The sequence below is a fragment of the Argonema antarcticum A004/B2 genome (assembly GCF_023333585.1).
Classification (GTDB): Bacteria; Cyanobacteriota; Cyanobacteriia; order Cyanobacteriales; family Aerosakkonemataceae; genus Argonema; species Argonema antarcticum.
In genome coordinates, this window is record NZ_JAIQZN010000004.1 from 37203 (window position 1) to 56822 (window position 19620).

Consider the following 19620-nt stretch of genomic DNA (forward strand, 5'->3'; position numbering starts at 1 on the left):
TTCTTCAGGATAACAAGCTGTAGTAGTCTGTATTCAATGCTAAGGAGTTTTCTGATCTCCCCGACAACTTCTGAAATTTCGTTTAAATTCCTCTTTGTAGAGAATGGTACAGCCCAAGGACTTTGGGCTCAAAAAGCGATCGCCAACGAACGAGAAATAATCTTAGGAAAAGATACCAGTTTGCTCTGCTAGGATAGCTAAAGAAGCGTCTGCTTAAGGAGCTTACGCCATGATTAAAACACCCAACCCCACCTTGACCTTTGAGGAGTATCTAACCTACGATGACGGAACCGATAACCGTTACGAACTTGTTAATGGGGAGTTAGTAATGGTTCCCCTACCAACTGCCGACCACTCAGATGTAATTGATTTATTATCTGACACTTTTAGGGCAGAAATCAGAACAAAGTCCCACCCTTGGATTGTTAAACGCGATGTAGGGGTGTATGTAGGCACCGCTCCAGATACTGGAAAAGACCGCTCTCGTACCCCAGACTTGTGTGTTATAACTCAAGCGCAGTGGAATGGACTTAAAGCCGACAAGAAAGTAGCAGCTGTTTTGAGAACCCCGCCGTTGCTGGTGGTTGAAGTAGTTAGTCCTGGCTCCAAGAAGACAGACTACGAAACCAAAGAATCTGAATATAAAACTATTGGAATTCCCCAATATTGGATTGTAGACCTCCGCAAGTTCAAGGTTTCAGTTTTGTTTCTGGTGAATGGGAACTATCAGATAGCAGAGTTTACAGGAAATCAGCGAATTGTCTCTCAGGCTTTCTCAGAATTCCCTCTGACGGCTGAACAAATGTTGGCAGATTAGATATTTCACCCCTACTATCTGATGAATAAAAAAACGAGGAAGACAATTGCAGCAATAATTAAAATCGGGATGGCGATGATAATGGCGAGACGATACCAAATAATATGGATTACCTAAATGTTTGCTACAGATGTAGAGTCAATTCATGAATTGACTCTACACCAGAGAGTGTTCATATCATATCCTTACGCATCGGTTATGCTATACCTAAAAAATTCGTATTCTTATTCTTATAGCTACCGCCAAGGCGGTCAAGGCATTCTTAATTCCTGAAACCCTTGATAATAAAGCTTTCTTACCCTAGCCCCTAGTCTCTAGTCCCTAGCTATATCTGCGTTTATCGTTCGACTGAGCGCTCACGCCGAAGTCTGCGTTCATCAGTCCTTCCTTATCTGCGGTAAAAATTTAACCAACGATGACAACAGTGCAATATCCAGAACATCCTTCATTGATAATGACATAGAGTTTCTACCAAGTAACTCTGTCTTTCAACTTATCCAACAAACTCGGCCCGACTCCCGGCACATTGTCCAAATCTTGTAAAGAAGTGAAAGGTTTCTTTTGACGTGACTGAATAATTTCCTGCGCCAATTTCGGCCCGACTCCTGGTAAAGCTTCCAATTCTTGTTGGCTAGCAGTATTGAGATTAACTTTCTGACTAATGTTTTCACTAACTTTAGGTGTAGCTGAACTTGTCGGCGAAGAAGATGGAGAAGCTGTTTTTATTTGCGAACATTGTTGCTGCTGATTCTTAATTTTTTGCTTAATTCCATCTGGTAAACCGAGTATAGAATCGGCATAAAGGCGATCGAACTCGCGCTCAAAATGGGCTGCAACGGTGGTACTTTGAATTACTAAAACTGTTTCGTCATTATTAGTGTTTGCTGCTGCTGACCAGTTGTGGGAACCAGTAATAACAATTTGTTTGTCCACAACACCAAATTTGTGATGCAACAGATCGCCTTTTTTTAGTTGGGGAATGCCTACAGTGGTAATCGGATTTTGCCAAGGACGGTTATCAACTTCGTATTTGCAATTATTAAGCAAAGCAACTCCCATCATATCCAACGCTTCGCTATAGCTGCGATAGGCAAAGTCGGCATCGATTAAAGCTCGTATTTGCACACCGCGTTGATTGTCAGTTTCTAAGATATTGGCTAGACGCTGTTCTGAAAATACAAATAAGGCCATATTTACAGATTGGGTAGCGGTATTTAAGGTTTTACCGATCAAACCGTTGCTGCTTTGTTCCCAAGGCTGCGTTGATGATGTTGGAGAGAAATGAACTGCAATGGTAGTAGTTCCTAGAGTGATTTGCTGAACTGGTCGAAACGGCTTTTTTATCCCAAATTTGCTATCTGGATTACCCCCAAGGCCATCGCCCCATAGAATGTTAAATTCTTCTGTGAAAAGAGTGGCTAATTCGGAATTATCAATTCTGAGAAGATTGTTGGCATTTCCCAAACTGCTGGGAGATATGAAGTCACCGTGAATGTCGCTAGTTGTAAAATTTGCCGATGTAATAATGAGAGTGCGATCGTCAACGACGACAAATTTATGGTGCATTAAACCACTGCCTTTTGAACCATCAGCGGTATCATCAATTATGGGAATACCGGCATTTTGCAACATGACGATCGCATCCCCTCGATCGATCTCATCTTTGCTGAGCTGATTATCGCCATTTTGGTCTGCTAACTTGACAAATTCGTTGTAGCGTCCGCGTTCCCGTTCCGGTAGTTTCGCTACCTCATCTGGTGTAAATTTACTCCAAGGACGGCTGTAAGTATTTTCCAGAATAACTCTTACCTTAACCCCAGCTTTTTTGCGATCGACCAAAGCCTTGGCAATATGAGGTAAGCGCAACTCCTGAACCGCCACATCCACAGTAGACTTAGCGGTTGCGATCGCATCGACTATAAGTTGTTCGAGGTCATCTCCCGATCGCGTTTGCTTGCGGTAGGGTTCCCTGTACGAACCCGACTCAGCATGATTGAAATAAACTTTAACAAAAGGATCTTGGGGCAGAGGAGTCGGTCGCTGGGTTTGCGGCCTAGCCCTTTGACAAGCAGCTAGGGTCAGCGCTAAAAGAATCGTTGCTACTTGCCTCCCGATTGCACGTTTCAGATTAATGTCCATAAGTCAATAGGTTACAGCAGTCTATTTTTACCCATTTAGCGGCAAGCAACTTATCCCACAGCTAGAAGCGGTGAGCTTTCTTGCTAAAATTCTGTAATCTAAAGTTTATTATTTTGACAGCCGCTTTCAAGCAGTTGTCAAAAACTACCGTGTGGCCCACGGAAAGTGACGCCTGTGGAGAGAAAGACCTCAACGCAGAGGTCTTTTCATCTGTGTGTAAGCCTACTCGTGGAAGCAGGATGTCAAACCTTGATATCTTTTGGCGCTGAAATAAATTCCGCGTCTGCCTAAGTAAAAAATGGCACATAATATATGGCTACGGCTTTTGCGAGCTGGCAGCAATTAAAACTGTCGCAAACCCTGGCGGGTACATGGCCAACCTTGCCGCATTTAAAGTGGATGTATTAGTATCAATCCACACTTATGTTATGCCTAGAAGAAAAAAGCAATTTCCGTGCGGTCACAAGGGCTATGGTCAACTGTGCCATCAGTGTGCCCAAAAAAAAGCCGTACTGGAACAAAAAAGACAGCTAAAAAACGAGTGGGAGTCCACTTTTGCCGATGATCCCATAGATTTAAGGGATCTACCCATCCATGTGGTGGTCAAGGCACGCACTGTGATTGCTGCTTTACAGCAGCACAAAAATTACACAGAATTTGGCGGCAAGCGATTGCGGCACGATCGCTTTGTGATCAGCATTCCCATCACCCGCAACTACCGAATGCTCTGCCGGGACTGCGGTACTATACTAATTCCTCAAGCTGTCTTGTCCCATGAGGACTACAATGTCCGCAAGCCGGGAAGTTAATTGTTAGACGTTGGCGGTATATGCTGAAATTAGAGAGCCAGTCGGTCGCAGCGACCCCTAACGCTTAAGGATTATGCAAATTTATCTAGATTACAGCGCTACAACACCGACCCGCCCAGAGGCTCTAGCAGCTATGCAAGAAGTCCTCACCGTTTCTTGGGGCAACCCCTCCAGCTTGCATGAGTGGGGACAACGGGCAGCAATGATATTAGAACAAGCCAGAATGCAGGTAGCTGGGCTAATTAAGGCACCCGCAGAGTCGATTGTATTTACATCTGGCGGCACTGAGGCAGACAATCTGGCAATTATGGGTGTGGCTCGATGTTACACCAAACCACAACACATCATTATTTCCAGCGTTGAGCATTCGGCTGTGGCAGAACCAGTACAATTGCTGGAACAATGGGGCTGGGAAGTGACGCGCTTGCCGGTGGATAGGTGGGGACGAGTCAACGAAAATGACTTGGAAAATGCGCTGCAACCCAATACAGTTTTAGTTTCGATTATCTACGGTCAGAGTGAAGTCGGGACACTACAACCGATCGAAGCTTTGGGAAATATTGTCCGCGATCGCGGAGTGCTGTTCCATACAGATGCAGTCCAAGTAGCTGGGCGTTTGCCGATCGATGTGCAAAAATTGCCGGTAGATTTACTTTCCCTTTCCAGTCACAAAATTTATGGCCCTCAAGGGTCTGGGGCGCTTTATGTCCGTCCCGGCGTGGAATTAGTTCCTTTGTTGGGTGGTGGAGGACAAGAAATGCGCTTGCGTTCTGGAACTCAAGCTGTGCCAATTATTGCCGGTTTTGGAGTAGCTGCGGAACTGGCGGCGCAAGAAATGGCTACGGAAACGTCCAGGTTGATTGGGTTGCGCGATCGTCTTTTTGACTTACTTTCCGATACTCGCAGTTTGACACCCACGGGTCACCGTTGGCACCGTTTGCCTCACCATGTCAGTTTCTGCTTGCAGGATGCCGATGGTAAAAAGCTTAGCGGCAAAACCATCGTGCGGCAAATGAACTTAGCTGGTATTGGTATTAGTGCTGGTGCTGCTTGCAGTAGCGGCAAACTCAACCCCAGTCCTATCCTGCTGGCGATGGGATACAGTACGCAGATGGCAAAAGCGGGAATTCGCCTGACTTTGGGGCGTGACACGACGGAAGCTGATGTGGATTGGGTGGCGATCGTACTGAAGCAAGTGTTGCAAAGATTGATACCAAAGGTGGCATTAGCTGGGCGTTGAATTCAGGGGATACATTTAACGCTCTCCTTGTGCCAACAACTCCTCAAACTCTTGCACCGAATTTACAGTAATAGCGCGTTTATGCAGTCGTTTCAGTAGCGCTAAATCTTCGATCGCAAAAATGCTACTCCTTAAGGCATCTGGCACAGTTAAAAACCGCGTTTCCAGAACATCAATAACATTTTCGCGAGACATTTGCAGGCGACCCTGCTGTATACCATCCCGCTCAAAACTGGTAATGTATGGCATTCGCCTTTCCTCCTCTATCCCATTAAAACTCTCCTTGTGCCAACAACTCCTCAAACTCCTGCACAGAAGTAACAGTAATAGCGCGTTTAAGTAGTCGTTTCAGCATTGCTAAATCTTCGATCGCAAAAATGCGATTTCTTAAGGCATCTGGCAAAGTTAAAAACCGCGTTTCCAGAACATCAATAACATTTTCGCGAGACGTTTGCAGGCGACCCTGCTGTATCCCATCCTGTATCCCATCCCGCTCAAAACTGGTAATGTATGGCATTCGCCTTTCCTCCTCTATCCCGTTACAACTCTCCTTGTACCAATAACTCCTCAAACTCCTGCACCGAAGTAACAGTAATAGCGCGTTTATGCAGCTGTTTCAGCATTGCTAAATCTTCGATCGCAAAAATGCGATTTCTTAAGGCATCTGGCACAGTTGAAAACCGCGTTTCCAGAACGTCAATTACAGCCTCGTGAGACATTTCTAATTTCGCATCCCGCTCAAAACTGGTAATGTATGGCATTCGCCTTTCCTCCTCTATTCGCTTGATTTCAGTTTTAAACTCCTGCTGAACTGCCTCCGGTAATGCCATGATCCATTCAATGAACCGGAACAACTCCAAAATCCGATTTTTACTATAGCCGCGCTCGTACAGTCGTCGCACTAACCTCAATTTTAACTGGAAACGGCGCGGTAAATCACTGCGTGTTGCTTGGGTTTCCAGATGCGCGGCGATAATGGTAGCAAAGGGATTAGTGCTTTCCTCTAGGGTAGCTGCTGGATAGTCGAGCAGTTTCACTACCGGAAACTGCAAACTGCTCTCAAATCCCCATCGACTATAACTATAGCCTGTCGGTCGCCAATTGGTGTTTTCGTCTCCCAATACGGCAAAGCTGAAGACTTTTTGCCGATAGCGATCGAATAACCGATGATTGTAAATATACATCCGCTCGGCAAAATCTGACTGCTCTTGTCCTTGAATTTCGACATGAATTAACACAATCGCTTCTTCGCCGGAGTTCAGCCATACTTTTACTAGCTTATCTGCTAAACGCCTGCCTGTCTCGGCATCGCGAATCACTTCTTGCAATTCGGTGTCTAAAGTTTCATAACCTTTCTCCCAATCAATATCGCTGTGAGTATCTGCAAAACAAAAAGCCATAAATGGCTCAAAATAGACAGTTAGGGCTTCTTTCCAAGCGCTGTCGTAGTCGGCTCGCACTTCATCTTCCATTCAGTATATCCTCCTCTTAGATAATCCACCCTTGGTAGAGTCCTCAAATTTAAAATTTAAAACAAACTCAATTGCACAAATTCAGCCGATGAATTCGATTTAATTAAACGCGGGAAACCTCTACCTTCTTCCTTCAAACCTCCGAGACGGTTAATATTTTCAATAATTATCGGTAGACAATCCTCAGCCATTTTTTCTTGAATGTGATAAGTATTGAATCGCAAGATATCCCAACCTTCTGTTTGCAAGTCGTTATTTCGCTGATTATCTAAAGGAATGCGTTCTTTGTCAGCGTGCCAGGTATCGCCGTCAGTTTCAATATTGATTTTACCGTAAGTACAGTAAATGGCAAAGTCAAGGGCGTAGTTATTGTTTCTAGCTGTCACAAACTCCTGACGTTCGGCATTAATTTCTAATTGTTTAAATTCAGCCCACAATTTATCTTCCAGAGGACTTTCATCATACAAATCGTTAATCTCACCTGCATTGGTGAATTTTTCCCAGGTAGTTTGGATGAAAACAATCCGACGCGATCGACGGCTGAATATTGATGTTTCTAAACGTTGCAATGAGGATAACTCTAGTTTAGAATAACGCTGACGGCTTTTATTGTCTTGGGGTAATTCGGAGAATAATTCCCATCGAAAAACTTCGCTAATTTGCTCAATTTTAGCATAATATCTCACGGCATAAGCTTGTTTGCCAAAAGTTCCTGGTTGGTAAAAAGCAATCCATTGAGGAGGCCAACGCTTATTGAGAAATTTATGCACACTATCTACAGGAATGCGATACCAATGCCGATCGCGAGCAATTTCCAAATCTAGCCGATTAGGTAGGATGGCGACTAATACTTCTTCATTTAATGCCATTGAATTTTCTGGGGAAGCTGGATAGATAAATATCAATGTTTGTGCTGGTACTATCACAGTACAATAACTTGTAAGCAAAAAAATACATTATGGCAGAACTACCCCAAAGTCTTGAAGAAGCGATCGCACAATCTCGCGAAGCTACCCTGGCTGCGATCGCAAATGGCTACACTAGGCTGCAAATAGAGTTAAATTTCCCAGAAATCGCACTCCAAGCACAGTCCATCGCCCAGCAATTCATCCCCGTTTTTGAAGACCGCCTTTCCCACCTGAAAGTTTTTTTCCCAGATGCCGGTGCAGCCGCATTGGCCCGCCGCGACTGGGGAGAAGTTCCTTTTAAGATTCAAGACATTGGCATGGGTAGAACTCCCATCCAAAACAAAATTGAGCCGGAAGACGAGGTATTCTTATTGGTTAACCTCAGTTCGGTGGAAGTGGGGGAAGTAGAAAAGCTGTGCAACGCAGTGGGCTCAAGGCCCGTTGTTTTACTCATTCCCCACTTGGAAGATGCCGCTACTGTCGGTATAGGCTATGCTGGTCGTCAGTTGCGGGAACGATTACTCAATACCTTGGAATCTTGCTACTATGTCAAACCCGTAGAAGGGGCAGCTTTGTTTCGCTACTATCCCTCTCCTTGGCAGGTTTGGCTCCAAAATAGCGAAAACTACAATTTAATTGCCGAATTGCCTAAAAAACCAGCTGGCGACGAACTCGATCAAATTTTATTTAAGGCAACTCAGCCTAACAGCCTTAATGCGGGTGACGCCCCGCGTCCCAAAAAACCCGGACTTTTCACTAATATGCAGCGCTTTTTACGAGCATTGAGCCGATAGTGCGTAGGGTGCGTTAGCTTGAGCGTAACGCACCCTCCCAAACAGTCAGATATTTGACATAGACGAGATCGCATCTCGCCGTCTCTACTCCAGAAGCCGGTTGATACCCGCTGCTTTCATATAGCTGGACTGCTTCTTTTAAAACAGTGGCAGTCTCAATCCAAATTTGTTGAAAACCTCTAGTTGCGATCGCACTTTCTAACTCTTTCAATAAAAATTTCCCCAGTCCTTTTCTCCTTGCAGATGGCAACAGATACATTTTGCGAATTTCTACTGCGTCTTGGGCCTTTTTGATGGGATAGTAAGCAGCTGTTCCTACCACTTGTCCCTGCTGTTCCACCACCCAAAACTCTCCCCCAACTGCCAGATAACTTTCTTCGATCTCCAATACATCTCTGTCTGCCTTATCTGGTTCCCAAGGTAAACCGTATTCGGTTAATACGAAATGGATGACATCGGCAGCAAAGGCCCGATCGCCCTCCGACCAGGAACGAATCACAAAATCGCGATAGTGAGTTTTCACTTTAAATATAATTATTCTTCAATTATTTATTTTAATATAAACTTCCCAATAAATTATTGGTTTCCCTCCCCCCAGATTCATCCGTGTGGCTAATCCCAAATCCCAAATCCCAAATTGAATGGGTTACGCAAATCTACGTAGTTGTGAAATATAATGGATATGATAATATAGTGTGCATTAAAACATATCTTTAGGTAGATGATGAAGAAACTACCTATGAATCATCATAAAACTTGGTAATGCAAAATTGAGGAGAGATAAAATAAAATGATTCAGATCGGCCTCAAGAAGCTATTATCTAAAAAAGAAAGTTCATCGACGATCGCCAACCTTGTAAATACTGTTGATAATTGTATCAGCATTCGGGATGCAGAAGGCAATACGCTGATAGGGGTGGCAAGTGAGAATGAATTAAATAGATGTCCGATCGAAGTTTCAGGAAAAACGATCGGATGGGTAATTGGGTCAGAAAAAGCATCTTCCGTAGCTGCTTTTATATCCTATTTAGCTCATAAAGAGCTAGAAAAGAAAGCACTTGCCAACGAATTATTAGATCGATATAGAGAAATCGCAGTTTTATATCAAATTTCCCAAAAGTTAACGGCAACTTTAGAACTAAAAGAAGTTGCCAAATTAGCGCTCGATGAAGCAAGGGAGCTAATCGAAGCAACCAGCGGCTCGATCGTGTTAGTTCATCCAGTCACGGGCTGGCTTGAAGTCATCTCGGCATTTGGTAAAGAATGCCAGCCAAAAGCAACTTTAAAACTAGGTGAAGGCATCATCGGTAACGTAGTTATAAGAGGAACGGGAGAAATAGTCAACGATGTATTATCCGATCCCAGATATGTAGAAAATCAAGAGCAAGTAAGCTCTTTAATTTGCGTTCCTTTGAAGACGAAAGATAAAGTAATTGGTGCGATCGAAATCAGCAGCAAGACACCAGTCAATTACACAGCAGCAGATCTAAAACTGCTTACCATGCTAGCATTTCAAGCCGGATCGGCCATTGAAAATGCCCTTCTCCATGAAAACCAGCTGCGCGAAAGCCGCCGGGAAGCTTTGCTTTTTCGTTTGGCAACCCAAATCCGTCATTCCCTGAACCTCGATACAATTTTAGAAACATCTGTGAGCGAGATCCGCAGTCTCCTGCAAATCGATCGCTGCCAATTCATCTGGTATAGACCCGAAGCAGAGAAATTAGTTCCCAGCCAGAACCAGGAAACAAGGTCAAAAGGCCAAAGTGAAGCAGAAAACTGCATTCATCCTTCGGAAATCCCTGCGAAGTACATCGATCGTTCTTCCGCTAGCTGGGAAGTTGTCAAAGAAGCCAAAAACCCAGATTTACCGAGCTTAATGGGTTACTACTCAGCTGTAGAGGTTGGTTCGTTTACGCAGAAGCTTCTAGACATGGAAGTAGTTTGGGCAGATAATGTCGTAAACCTCAGCGATCCGGTAATGAAAGATTTCTTCCTCGATCGCAAATTTAGCTCTTTATTCGCACTGCCGATTCAGACTCGCGCTGGCACAATTGGTGTAATTAGTTGCGGTCACAGTACAGAAGTGCGGAAGTGGAGCGACCATGAAGTAGAATTGTTGCAGGCTGTGGCTACTCAACTAGCGATCGCCCTCGACCAAGCAGAATTGTACCAAGAAACTGCGATCGCAGCCGCCACAGCCCAAGCCCAAGCCCGACAATTACAGCAAACCCTGCACGAATTACAGCAAACCCAAGCACAGCTAATCCAAAGCGAAAAAATGTCCAGCCTTGGCTGTATGGTTGCTGGTGTAGCCCACGAAATCAACAACCCCGTCAATTTTATCTACGGAAACCTCTCCCACGCCCATCAATATTCCCACAGCTTACTCGATCTTGTCCAACTTTATGGCAAGCACTATCCGCAACCAGTAGGGAAAGGTACAGGGCTAGGTTTATCCATTAGCTACCAGATTGTGGTAGAAAAACATGGAGGCAGCTTGAAGTGTATATCTGAACCAGGTCAGGGTGCAGAGTTTTTGATTCAGATTCCCGTCAAAGCGATCGCACTAAGTCGTCCTCAGAGTAACAATCACCATCTGGTTGATTTTACTCCTAATTTGCAGACATACCGCCATCAAACTCAATATTGTTAACCACTTGTAGAACACTCTGCAAATTTTGGTTATTAATATACCAGACTAAAATAACCTCACAAAGCGATAGGAGAACACGAATGATTTCCATTCCAGGTTACATAATCACCGAACAAATTCAAGCCGGTTTCCATACTCTTATTTATCGGGGAGTTAGGGAACAGTCTCAAACATCGGTGATTATTAAAACACTCCTCGCCGATTATCCCACCCTCGAACAAATTACTCGACTCAGACATGAATATCAAATTCTGCAAAAATTAGATATTGAAGGAATTGTTAAAGCATACGCATTAGAAAACTATCATAACGGTCTAGCAATCATATTAGAAGACTTTTCAGGACAATCCCTCAAAAAAATTTTAGTGACTCAAAAAATCGAATTAATTCCCTTCCTAAAAATCAGCATTCAGCTAGCCATAACCCTAGAGCAGTTACATCAAAATCAGATTATACATAAAGACATAAAACCCGATAACATCCTGGTCAACACTTCTACAGGGAAAGTTAAAATTATCGACTTTAGCATAGCATCACGCCTATCCAGAGAGACGACAGAAATTAGTAATACCAATTTACTAGAAGGAACCCTAGCCTATATATCACCAGAACAGACAGGCAGAATGAATCGGTCAATTGACTACCGCACAGACTTCTATTCATTAGGAATAACATTCTATGAAATCTTGACAGGACAGCTACCATTTAATGCCACCGAACCCCTAGAATTAGTTCACTGTCATATAGCCAAACAACCAATCCCACTCCATCAACTAAATCCAGAAATTCCCCACGCGATTTCTGATATCGTGATGAAGTTATTATCCAAAACCGCTGAAGACCGTTATCAAAGCGCTTTAGGACTAAAAGCAGATTTAGAAACCTGTCTAAATCAACTGCAATCAACTGGCAATATTTCTGACTTTTCAATCGGTAAGCGGGATAAATCCGGCTCTTTTTCCATCCCACAAAAACTCTATGGCCGCGACGAAGAAGTACTTACTTTGCTGTCAGCCTTTGACCGAGTTAGTCAAGGAAAAAGCGAGATGATGCTTGTGAGTGGCTACTCAGGGATTGGTAAAACCTCAGTAGTCAATGAAGTTCATAAACCCATAGTTCGGCAAAGGGGTTATTTTATAGCAGGCAAATTTGACCAGTTCAAGCGGAATATTCCCTACGCTTCAATGATTCAAGCATTTCAAGAATTAATCCGACAACTGTTAACAGAAAATTCCGAAAAAATAGCTATTTGGCAAGAGAAACTATTAGAAGCTGTGGGTATAAACGGGCAGGTAATTATAGATGTGATCCCCGAAGTAGAACTGATTATCGGCCCCCAAATAGATGTTCCTGCACTGGGGCCATCCGAATCACAAAATCGCTTTAATCGAGTATTTAAACAATTTATTCATGTATTTACAAAACCCGAACACCCCCTGGTAGTTTTCCTAGATGACTTACAGTGGGCAGATTCAGCTTCCTTGAAATTGATTGAGTTGCTAATAACTGATCCAGATAGCCAATATCTGTTGATGATCGGCGCGTATCGAGATAATGAAGTAACTTCAACTCATCCCTTAATGCTCACATTAGAGGATATTCAAAAAACTGGTGTCCGTATTGCTACTATCACACTCCAACCTTTAGATATCAGCAACGTCCGCTTACTTGTTGCCGATACTCTTCACGATGAGACTTCCAAATCTCAGCCGTTAGCTGAGTTAGTTTTCAATAAAACTCAAGGCAATCCTTTCTTCTTGACTCAAATGTTGCAAACTCTACATCAAGAAGAACTATTGACATTTAACTTTAGTACTGCCTGTTGGCAGTGGAATATTAAAAAAATTCAAGCTGTAGGTATTACTGATTATAATATTGTCGAATTGATTGCCAGAAATATTCAAAAATTAGCGCTAGAAACCCAACAAGTATTAAAATTATCAGCTTGTATTGGAGATAAATTTAATTTAGAAGTTCTCGCAATTGTCAATCAAAAATCTTCCTCAGAAACAGCATCTAATTTGTGGCCAGCACTTCAGTTGGGTTTGATTTTACCCCTGAGTGATGCCTACAAGATTCCGCTAGTCGGAATGGGTAATTGGTTATCGACAATGGAAAATGAACAATCCTACCAATTACCAATTACTAAAATTTCCTACAAATTTCTCCATGACCGCGTGCAGCAGGCGGCTTATTCTCTGATTCCCGAAGATCAGAAAAAAGAAACTCACCTAAAAATTGGTCAACTGCTCCTGAAAAATACCCCAGAAACGGAGATTGAAGACAACATATTTGAGATTGTAAACCAACTGAATATTGGTGCTGAATTCATTATTGACCAGGTGGAAAAAGATCGGCTAGCTCAATTAAATCTAATCGCATCTCGGAAAGCTAAAGCGGCGACTGCTTACGAACCTGCGCTCAATTATTTAACGGTAGGATTGAGACTTTTAGAGCAAGATAGTTGGCATTATCAGTATGATTTAACGCTGAATCTCTATGTCGAAGCAGTAGAAGTGGAATACTTAAATACTAACTTCGATCGGGCAGCTATTTTAGCGGAAGTCGTCCTGCAACAGGCTACAAATCTACTCGATCGAGTCAAAGTATATGAGACTCAAATCCAGTTTTATACTGCTCAAAATCAGATGCTCAAAGCAGTCAATACTGGACTACAAGCCCTAGAACTCCTCGGTTTTTCTCTGTTAAACACACCCAGCGACTCTCTGGAAATATTCCAGTTGCCCAAATTGGAACAACTAGAAGAAATTCCTGTAATGACAAATCCTGAGCAACTTGCGGCTGTACAACTCCTGATTACTGTCATTGGTCCAGCGATTATTGCAGATCCAACAATTTTTGTGCGTGTGAGCTTGACCCTAGTGAATCTCTGTATTCAAAATGGTCATTCAGCGTTGGCTGCGATCGCCTATACTAATTATGGCTGGTTGCTATGTGGAGCAGGAAAACTGGATTCTGGATATCATTCTGGTCAGGTGGCTTTGAGGTTGTTGGAGCAATTCAAAGCCAATTCACTAAAAAGTAAAGTTTATGCTCACTTTAATGGATTTATTAGACACTGGAAAGAGCATATCAAGGAAAGCATTAAGCCTTTATTGGAAGGAATTAAAAGTGGACTAGAAAGCGGAGATATGGAATATGTTGGCTATAATGCTTGCCACTATTGCAATCACATTTTTTGGATAGGAGAACCCCTGGAATTTGTAGAGCAGCAACAATTATCTTATATCAATTTAATGATGCAATTACAACAAAAATTTACTATATACTATCTTCAAATATGGCATCAGTTTACGTTAAATCTACAGGGATTGGAAGTTGAAACAAATCGGTTGCTTGGCAAAAGTTTTAATGAGACCGCAATGTTACCATTGTTGCACGAAGCAAAAGATGGTATGTCACTGTTTGTTATCCATCTTTCCAAAATGATTCTCTCTTACTTATTTAAAGATGGAAAAATAGCTATCGAAAATGGATTTTTGGCAAACGAGCAAACAGCGAATGTGAATGGATTTGTATTTGTTGCTTTACACAATTTTTACTATTCTCTGGCTTTACTCGCTGAATATCCTCAAGTCGAAAGCAGCATCCAAAAAGAATATCTCGCTCTGGTAGAAGAAAATCAAAATAAAATGCAATTATGGGCTCTTCATGCGCCGATAAATTATCAGCATAAATACGACTTAGTAGAAGCAGAGAAAGCGCGAATTTCGGGAGAAATTGGCAGAGCAATGGAATATTATGAACGTGCTATTCAAGGAGCGAAAGAACAAGGATACATTCAGGAAGAAGCACTCGCCAATGAACTAACAGCAGAGTTTTATCTTTCTCGCACTAGAGATAAGGTTGCTCAAGTATATCTAACTGATGCTTACTATGGATATATTCGCTGGGGAGCGAAGGCAAAAGTTAGAGATTTGCAAGAAAGATATCCAGAATTTTTCTTGCGGCTCTTAGCTAGAGAAACTTCTGAGAACGAAGTAAGGCCGACGGCTAATCCGACGACGAGCGGAAGTTCAGCGATGCTGGATTTAAATACGGTGATTAAAGCTTCACAAGCCATTTCGTCGGAAATCGTTTTCGACAAGTTGCTGGAGAAGTTAATGCACATTCTCATTGAGAATGCTGGCGCTCAAAAGGGTATTCTCCTCCTGGCAAAGGAAGGAAAATTATTAGTAGCAGCAGAAAAATCTGTAGATAAAGATCGGGTTTTGTTGCCTTCTATTTATCTGGAAACAAGCCAAAATATTCCCGTGACGATTATCAATTATGTAGAAAGAACTCTGAGAAATGTGGTTTTAAATGATGCGACGAGCGAGGGAATGTTCGGGACGGATACTTATATTACAAATAACCAAATTAAATCACTACTCTGTGCGCCGATTATTCATCAAGGAAAACTCGTTGGGATCCTTTACCTGGAAAACAATCTGACAAAAAGTGCTTTTACACCTGAAAGGCTGGAAATTTTAAAAATACTTTCTGCACAGGCGGCTATCTCGCTTGAGTTAGCACGAGCAGTAAACGAAGTTCGGGATACTGTGGCTTATCTGAGAGCGATCGTCAATAATATTGCTGATGGTTTGTTGGTGACAGATATCAATGGCAAAATTACTCATATTAATCCGGCTTTGTTAGCGATGTTTCATCTGGAAGGTGGGGATGCGATCGCAAAAGATTGCCAGGAAATTTTCAACAGTCAAATAGCAGCACTCGTAGCTGAAACTAGGGAACATCCAAATGAGGTTTTGACGGCAGAGATAGAACTAGCAGATGGTAGAATTGGCAAGGCTGTGGCGACTACCATTTCTAAAGGCACTTTTCTTTCTGAATCTGCTAAATCTGAGTGTCTCGGTTCGGTGAGCGTTATCCGCGATATCACGACGGAAAAAGAAATCGATCGGATGAAAACCGATTTTATCTCTACAGTTTCTCACGAATTGCGGACGCCTTTAACTTCTGTACTGGGCTTTGCCAAGCTGATTGTGAAAAAACTCGACGATGCGATTTTTCCTTCAATTCCAGAGTCGGATCGCAAAGCTCAAAAGGCATTCAAGCAGGTCAACGACAATGTCAACATTATTATATCTGAAGGCGAGCGACTGACGACGTTGATCAATGATGTCTTGGATATCGCCAAGATGGAGGCTGGTAAGGTGGAGTGGAATATGCAGCCTTCTTCGGTAGCGGAAATTGTCGATCGCGCGATCGCTGCCACATCTTCCCTGTTTCAAGCTAAAAGTATTGCCCTGCTTAAGGATGTCCCAGAAGGACTGCCGGAAGTGCTGGGCGATCGCGATCGGTTGCTGCAAGTTTTAATTAATCTTATTTCCAATTCTATGAAATTCACAGAAACAGGCTCTTGTACTGTGAAAGCAAGACAGGAAGGTAACCAAATTATCTTCAGCGTCATCGATACTGGCATTGGGATCGCTCCTGCCGATCGAGAGAAGGTATTTGAGAAATTTCAGCAGGTTGGTGATACCCTCACAGACAAACCCAAAGGAAGCGGTTTAGGTCTACCTATATGCAAACAAATTGTTGAACATCATGGCGGCAGAATATGGGTAGAAAGTCAACCGACACAAGGAAGTAATTTCTCATTCAGTCTACCGATCGCTGACAGCAATAATGCGGAGACAGACAAAATTTCTATTGATATCTTGGTTAGACAATTGAAGGAAAGCTTGGTACAAGCAGCACCCTCGACGTCACAGCATGAGAAAAGCATTCTCGTCGTCGATGATGATGCGAACATTCGCCAATTGCTCAGACAGCAACTAGAACCGGAAGGTTATCAAGTCAGAGAAGCTAAAGATGGAATGGATGCGATTACCCAGGTAAAAACAGCTAGACCAGACTTAATTATCCTTGATGTGATGATGCCTCAGATGAATGGTTTTGATGTGGCAGCAGTGCTTAAAAACGATCCACAAACAATGGGTATACCCATCGTCATATTGTCAATCATTGAAGATAAACAGAGGGAGTATCGACTGGGAATAGATGGCTATTTTACTAAGCCTGTTAACGCAGAAGAACTGCTTAATAATATTGGATTGTTGCTGTCTCAAAGAACATCGAAAAAGAAAATTCTAGTAGTAGATGAAGATGCCTCAGTCGTGAAAACTGTTTCTGATGTGTTGCAGGCGAAGGGATATAGCGTTACTGAAGCCTCCAACGGCCAGGAGTGCATCGATAAGGCGTTAACCGTGAAACCGGATATGATTATAGTCAACTCCATACTTTCCGAACAGCACGATCTTGTCAAATTATTGCGATTTGAAAAGGGACTGGAAAATGTATTTTTTGTATTACTGGCAGATGGGGAGAAAATCAATCTTTAAAAAGGTATGCTAATTTTTTAAGATATACAGGTTAGATCGCAATACTGTTCGGAGCGGGGTAAGGGCGAAGCATTCGGACAGAAGATCTAGGGTTTTAGCGATAGATTATTGCCCGAATGCTTCGCCCCTTGTGACCACGAATATCTTAACCGAGCAGTATTGGGTTAGATCGGCTATATGACGAAAAAAGTCTTGATTGTTGATGATGAACCTCATATCAGAGTTCTGATGGAACAAACTCTAGAGGAACTGGAAGAGGAGGGTGTGGAATTACTGATGGCAGAAAACGGCGAAAAAGCTCTTGAGACTATAAAGAGAGAAAAACCTCAACTGGTTTTTTTGGATGTAATGATGCCTAAAATGAGCGGTTTTGAGGTTTGTAGTGCTGTCAAAAAAGACCTGGGAATGCGGGATGTTTATATTATTATGCTGACAGCAAAAGGACAGGAGTTTGATAAACAAAAAGGGAATGATGTAGGTGCAGATTTATATATGACAAAGCCTTTCGATCCTGATGAAGTGCTGGAAAAATCTAAGGAGATTCTCGGTTTTAAGTAGGATCGTAGTTCATTGTTCATGATTGAATGGCAATAAATTACGAACAATGAACTATGAACTTAGCTATGAATTCTCGGTTCGGGATGCAGAGTAGCCAGGATATTACTTTCTGCTCCTGCTAATTCTTCCAGCCGCGACCTCACCGCAGACCGATCGCAATAAGTATCCGCTAAGCTCCAATAAACGCCGTAATGCCGCGCCTCCGAAGCCATCAAGCTGCGATAAAATTGGGCTAACTCGCGATCGGGACAATGAGCGGCTAACAAGCCCAGGCGCTCGTGAGAGCGAGCCTCAATCAAACCGCAGACTAACAAAGTATCCAATAACCGCATCGGTTCATCCCGGCGAATTTGCCCGTTAAGACTGGCACCGTAAGGAGGTGCTGCCAGAGGGCCAAGAGGAATACCGCGTCGTTCCAGCCACTGATTGACCAGATCGAAGTGTTCCAATTCCTCACGAGCGATCGCAGTCAGCATCCTTACCAGCTTAGTATTAGACGGGTAGCGAAACATCAAATTTAAAGCCACTCCAGCTGCTTTGCGTTCGCAGTGAGAGTGATCGAGCAAAATCGCGTCTAGATTAGCTAGAGCTTGCTCGACCCATTCCCATCTAGTCGGTTGTTTGAGCGCATTAATAATTGTTATCATCAAAGATCACCATTAACCTATTTTTCGCCGATTGGGGGCATAATTAAATTAACGGGGTGCTTGCAACAGTAGCCGATCTCCCAGTTTATCAAACCAGTCCCAGCAGGCTACATAGCAAAGTGCTGAATGCTAAGTGCTAAGTGCTTCGGCTTTAGTGCAAAGGATGCCTTAAAAATACAGTCGCTATATCTGACTGTGGCTACTATAGCAACCGCCAGGGCGGTTACGGCATCCTAAAACGCCAGATCCAATTCACAGCAAGCATTTGACTTTTGCTATAAATTCTTACCCAGTAATTTGGCAATAGAAATTCGGATGAGGGAAACCACCCACCGTCGTATCGTTATCGGTGATGTACACGGCCACTATAACGGCCTCATGACCTTATTAGAGGCGATCGCTCCAGGATCGATGGATCGAGTCTATTTCTTAGGAGACTTAATCGATCGGGGGCCTCAAAGTTGTCAGGTTGTAGAGTTTGTCATCGCCAACTCCTATACCTGCCTGCTTGGCAACCATGAGCAGCTATTACTAGACAGCTTTGTCAACGGAAAAGGCCAAGCTCATATACTGCAAGTCTGGCTCTACAGCGGCGGTCATGCAACAGTGGCTAGTTACGCAGACTCCCGCATTTGTGCCGAACACCTCGACTGGATGCGGACACTACCCACCTATCTAGACTTAGGCGATATCTGGCTAGTTCATGCAGGCGTCGATCCCCAGATGCCGATTTCAGAGCAAACTGCCGACCAATTTTGTTGGATTCGCGATGAATTTCACAGTATTCAAAAGCCCTACTTCCCCGACAAACTGATTGTCACAGGTCACACCATCACCTTTACTTTACCCGGCGTCCACCCAGGAAAAATTGCCCAAGGAGAGGGTTGGCTGGATATTGACACCGGCGCTTATCACCGCAAAAGCGGCTGGTTGACCGGATTGGACATCACCAACAATCTTGTGTATCAAGTTAATGTGTTTGAGAATTGCGTCCGCACCCTACCCCTTGAGAAAGCAGTGGTGCGGATTGAGCCAAACCTGATTTTCGCTCGTCGGTAGTATAGCTAGGGGCTATAAAAGTCAAAAGTCAAAAGTCAAAAGTCAAAAGTCAAAAGTCAAAAGTCAAAAGAAGAAACAAGAAACAAGAAAGGGGCTAGGGGCTAGGGAAGAGGGAAGAGGGAAGAGGAAAAAGGTTACGACCTAAGAGATTATGGA

16 protein-coding genes are annotated in these 19620 nt (G+C 43.2%); 9 read left to right on the forward strand and 7 right to left on the reverse strand.

The window, feature by feature from the left end; genetic code table 11:
- Positions 1-36: 36 nt before the first annotated feature.
- Both LAY57_RS02660 and LAY57_RS02665 read left to right on the forward strand, forming a co-directional pair.
- Positions 37-192, forward strand: a complete 156-nt coding sequence (locus tag LAY57_RS02660; RefSeq protein WP_249064744.1) for a hypothetical protein — start codon at positions 37-39, stop codon at positions 190-192.
- Positions 193-229: 37 nt separating this feature from the next.
- Positions 230-817 (forward strand): Uma2 family endonuclease, encoded by a 588-nt coding sequence (locus tag LAY57_RS02665; protein ID WP_249064745.1) that lies wholly within the window; start codon positions 230-232, stop codon positions 815-817.
- Between the two features lie 468 nt (positions 818-1285).
- Here LAY57_RS02665 and LAY57_RS02670 read toward each other — a convergent pair whose 3' ends face one another.
- A complete protein-coding gene (locus tag LAY57_RS02670) occupies positions 1286-2956 on the reverse strand; it encodes a DUF655 domain-containing protein (protein WP_249064746.1) in 1671 nt (556 codons plus the stop codon).
- A gap of 428 nt (positions 2957-3384) precedes the next feature.
- On the opposite strand from LAY57_RS02670, the gene LAY57_RS02675 reads away from it, so the two are divergent.
- Together LAY57_RS02675 and LAY57_RS02680 are read left to right on the forward strand one after the other, a co-directional pair.
- Positions 3385-3765: a DUF7682 family zinc-binding protein gene (locus tag LAY57_RS02675; protein ID WP_249064836.1), complete on the forward strand. Its 381-nt coding sequence runs from the start codon at positions 3385-3387 to the stop codon at positions 3763-3765.
- A 73-nt stretch (positions 3766-3838) separates the two neighbouring features.
- Positions 3839-5005, forward strand: a complete 1167-nt coding sequence (locus tag LAY57_RS02680; RefSeq protein WP_249064747.1) for a cysteine desulfurase family protein — start codon at positions 3839-3841, stop codon at positions 5003-5005.
- A 15-nt stretch (positions 5006-5020) separates the two neighbouring features.
- On the opposite strand, the gene LAY57_RS02685 is transcribed toward LAY57_RS02680, so the two are convergent.
- From LAY57_RS02685 to LAY57_RS02700, 4 genes are read right to left on the reverse strand one after another with little or no spacing between them, the layout of a single operon-like run.
- Positions 5021-5254, reverse strand: coding sequence for a hypothetical protein (locus LAY57_RS02685; protein WP_249064748.1), 234 nt, complete (start codon positions 5252-5254; stop codon positions 5021-5023).
- 22 nt (positions 5255-5276) lie between these two features.
- Positions 5277-5522 (reverse strand): hypothetical protein, encoded by a 246-nt coding sequence (locus LAY57_RS02690; protein ID WP_249064749.1) that lies wholly within the window; start codon positions 5520-5522, stop codon positions 5277-5279.
- Between the two features lie 22 nt (positions 5523-5544).
- The gene (locus tag LAY57_RS02695) at positions 5545-6477 is read right to left on the reverse strand and encodes an RpnC/YadD family protein (protein ID WP_249064750.1); all 933 of its coding nucleotides are present in this window, start codon (positions 6475-6477) and stop codon (positions 5545-5547) included.
- Positions 6478-6533: 56 nt separating this feature from the next.
- Entirely contained in the window at positions 6534-7346 is an 813-nt protein-coding gene (locus LAY57_RS02700; protein ID WP_249064751.1) for a DUF8743 domain-containing protein, read from the reverse strand.
- 89 nt (positions 7347-7435) lie between these two features.
- On the opposite strand from LAY57_RS02700, the gene LAY57_RS02705 reads away from it, so the two are divergent.
- Positions 7436-8179, forward strand: a complete 744-nt coding sequence (locus LAY57_RS02705) for a DUF1995 family protein (RefSeq protein WP_249064752.1) — start codon at positions 7436-7438, stop codon at positions 8177-8179.
- Positions 8180-8192: 13 nt separating this feature from the next.
- Here the strand turns inward: LAY57_RS02705 and LAY57_RS02710 are convergent, their stop codons facing one another.
- Positions 8193-8702 (reverse strand): GNAT family N-acetyltransferase, encoded by a 510-nt coding sequence (locus LAY57_RS02710; protein WP_249064753.1) that lies wholly within the window; start codon positions 8700-8702, stop codon positions 8193-8195.
- 267 nt (positions 8703-8969) lie between these two features.
- On the opposite strand from LAY57_RS02710, the gene LAY57_RS02715 reads away from it, so the two are divergent.
- The 3 genes from LAY57_RS02715 to LAY57_RS02725 all read left to right on the forward strand — a co-directional run bounded on the left by LAY57_RS02715 (position 8970) and on the right by LAY57_RS02725 (position 17758).
- On the forward strand, positions 8970-10832 hold the full coding sequence (locus tag LAY57_RS02715; RefSeq protein ID WP_249064754.1) for a GAF domain-containing sensor histidine kinase: 1863 nt from the start codon (positions 8970-8972) through the stop codon (positions 10830-10832).
- Positions 10833-10912: 80 nt separating this feature from the next.
- Positions 10913-17200 carry an AAA family ATPase gene (locus LAY57_RS02720; RefSeq protein WP_249064755.1) on the forward strand — a complete coding sequence of 2096 codons (6288 nt, stop codon included), beginning with the start codon at positions 10913-10915 and terminating at the stop codon, positions 17198-17200.
- A 177-nt stretch (positions 17201-17377) separates the two neighbouring features.
- Positions 17378-17758: a response regulator gene (locus LAY57_RS02725; protein ID WP_249064756.1), complete on the forward strand. Its 381-nt coding sequence runs from the start codon at positions 17378-17380 to the stop codon at positions 17756-17758.
- Between the two features lie 59 nt (positions 17759-17817).
- Here LAY57_RS02725 and LAY57_RS02730 read toward each other — a convergent pair whose 3' ends face one another.
- Complete coding sequence (locus LAY57_RS02730; RefSeq protein ID WP_249064757.1) at positions 17818-18405, reverse strand: MiaE family protein; 588 nt, start codon at positions 18403-18405, stop codon at positions 17818-17820.
- Between the two features lie 315 nt (positions 18406-18720).
- On the opposite strand from LAY57_RS02730, the gene LAY57_RS02735 reads away from it, so the two are divergent.
- A complete protein-coding gene (locus tag LAY57_RS02735) occupies positions 18721-19464 on the forward strand; it encodes a metallophosphoesterase family protein (RefSeq protein ID WP_249064758.1) in 744 nt (247 codons plus the stop codon).
- Positions 19465-19620: the final 156 nt, after the last annotated feature.

Bases quoted from the DNA above. Each gene is read 5' to 3' on its own strand.
- LAY57_RS02660 (WP_249064744.1), top strand. From the start codon at position 37: ATGCTAAGGAGTTTTCTGATCTCCCCGACAACTTCTGAAATTTCGTTT.
- LAY57_RS02665 (WP_249064745.1), top strand. From the start codon at position 230: ATGATTAAAACACCCAACCCCACCTTGACCTTTGAGGAGTATCTAACC.
- LAY57_RS02670 (WP_249064746.1), bottom strand. From the start codon at position 2,956: ATGGACATTAATCTGAAACGTGCAATCGGGAGGCAAGTAGCAACGATT.
- LAY57_RS02675 (WP_249064836.1), top strand. From the start codon at position 3,385: ATGCCTAGAAGAAAAAAGCAATTTCCGTGCGGTCACAAGGGCTATGGT.
- LAY57_RS02680 (WP_249064747.1), top strand. From the start codon at position 3,839: ATGCAAATTTATCTAGATTACAGCGCTACAACACCGACCCGCCCAGAG.
- LAY57_RS02685 (WP_249064748.1), bottom strand. From the start codon at position 5,254: ATGCCATACATTACCAGTTTTGAGCGGGATGGTATACAGCAGGGTCGC.
- LAY57_RS02690 (WP_249064749.1), bottom strand. From the start codon at position 5,522: ATGCCATACATTACCAGTTTTGAGCGGGATGGGATACAGGATGGGATA.
- LAY57_RS02695 (WP_249064750.1), bottom strand. From the start codon at position 6,477: ATGGAAGATGAAGTGCGAGCCGACTACGACAGCGCTTGGAAAGAAGCC.
- LAY57_RS02700 (WP_249064751.1), bottom strand. From the start codon at position 7,346: ATGGCATTAAATGAAGAAGTATTAGTCGCCATCCTACCTAATCGGCTA.
- LAY57_RS02705 (WP_249064752.1), top strand. From the start codon at position 7,436: ATGGCAGAACTACCCCAAAGTCTTGAAGAAGCGATCGCACAATCTCGC.
- LAY57_RS02715 (WP_249064754.1), top strand. From the start codon at position 8,970: ATGATTCAGATCGGCCTCAAGAAGCTATTATCTAAAAAAGAAAGTTCA.
- LAY57_RS02720 (WP_249064755.1), top strand. From the start codon at position 10,913: ATGATTTCCATTCCAGGTTACATAATCACCGAACAAATTCAAGCCGGT.
- LAY57_RS02725 (WP_249064756.1), top strand. From the start codon at position 17,378: ATGACGAAAAAAGTCTTGATTGTTGATGATGAACCTCATATCAGAGTT.
- LAY57_RS02730 (WP_249064757.1), bottom strand. From the start codon at position 18,405: ATGATAACAATTATTAATGCGCTCAAACAACCGACTAGATGGGAATGG.
- LAY57_RS02735 (WP_249064758.1), top strand. From the start codon at position 18,721: ATGAGGGAAACCACCCACCGTCGTATCGTTATCGGTGATGTACACGGC.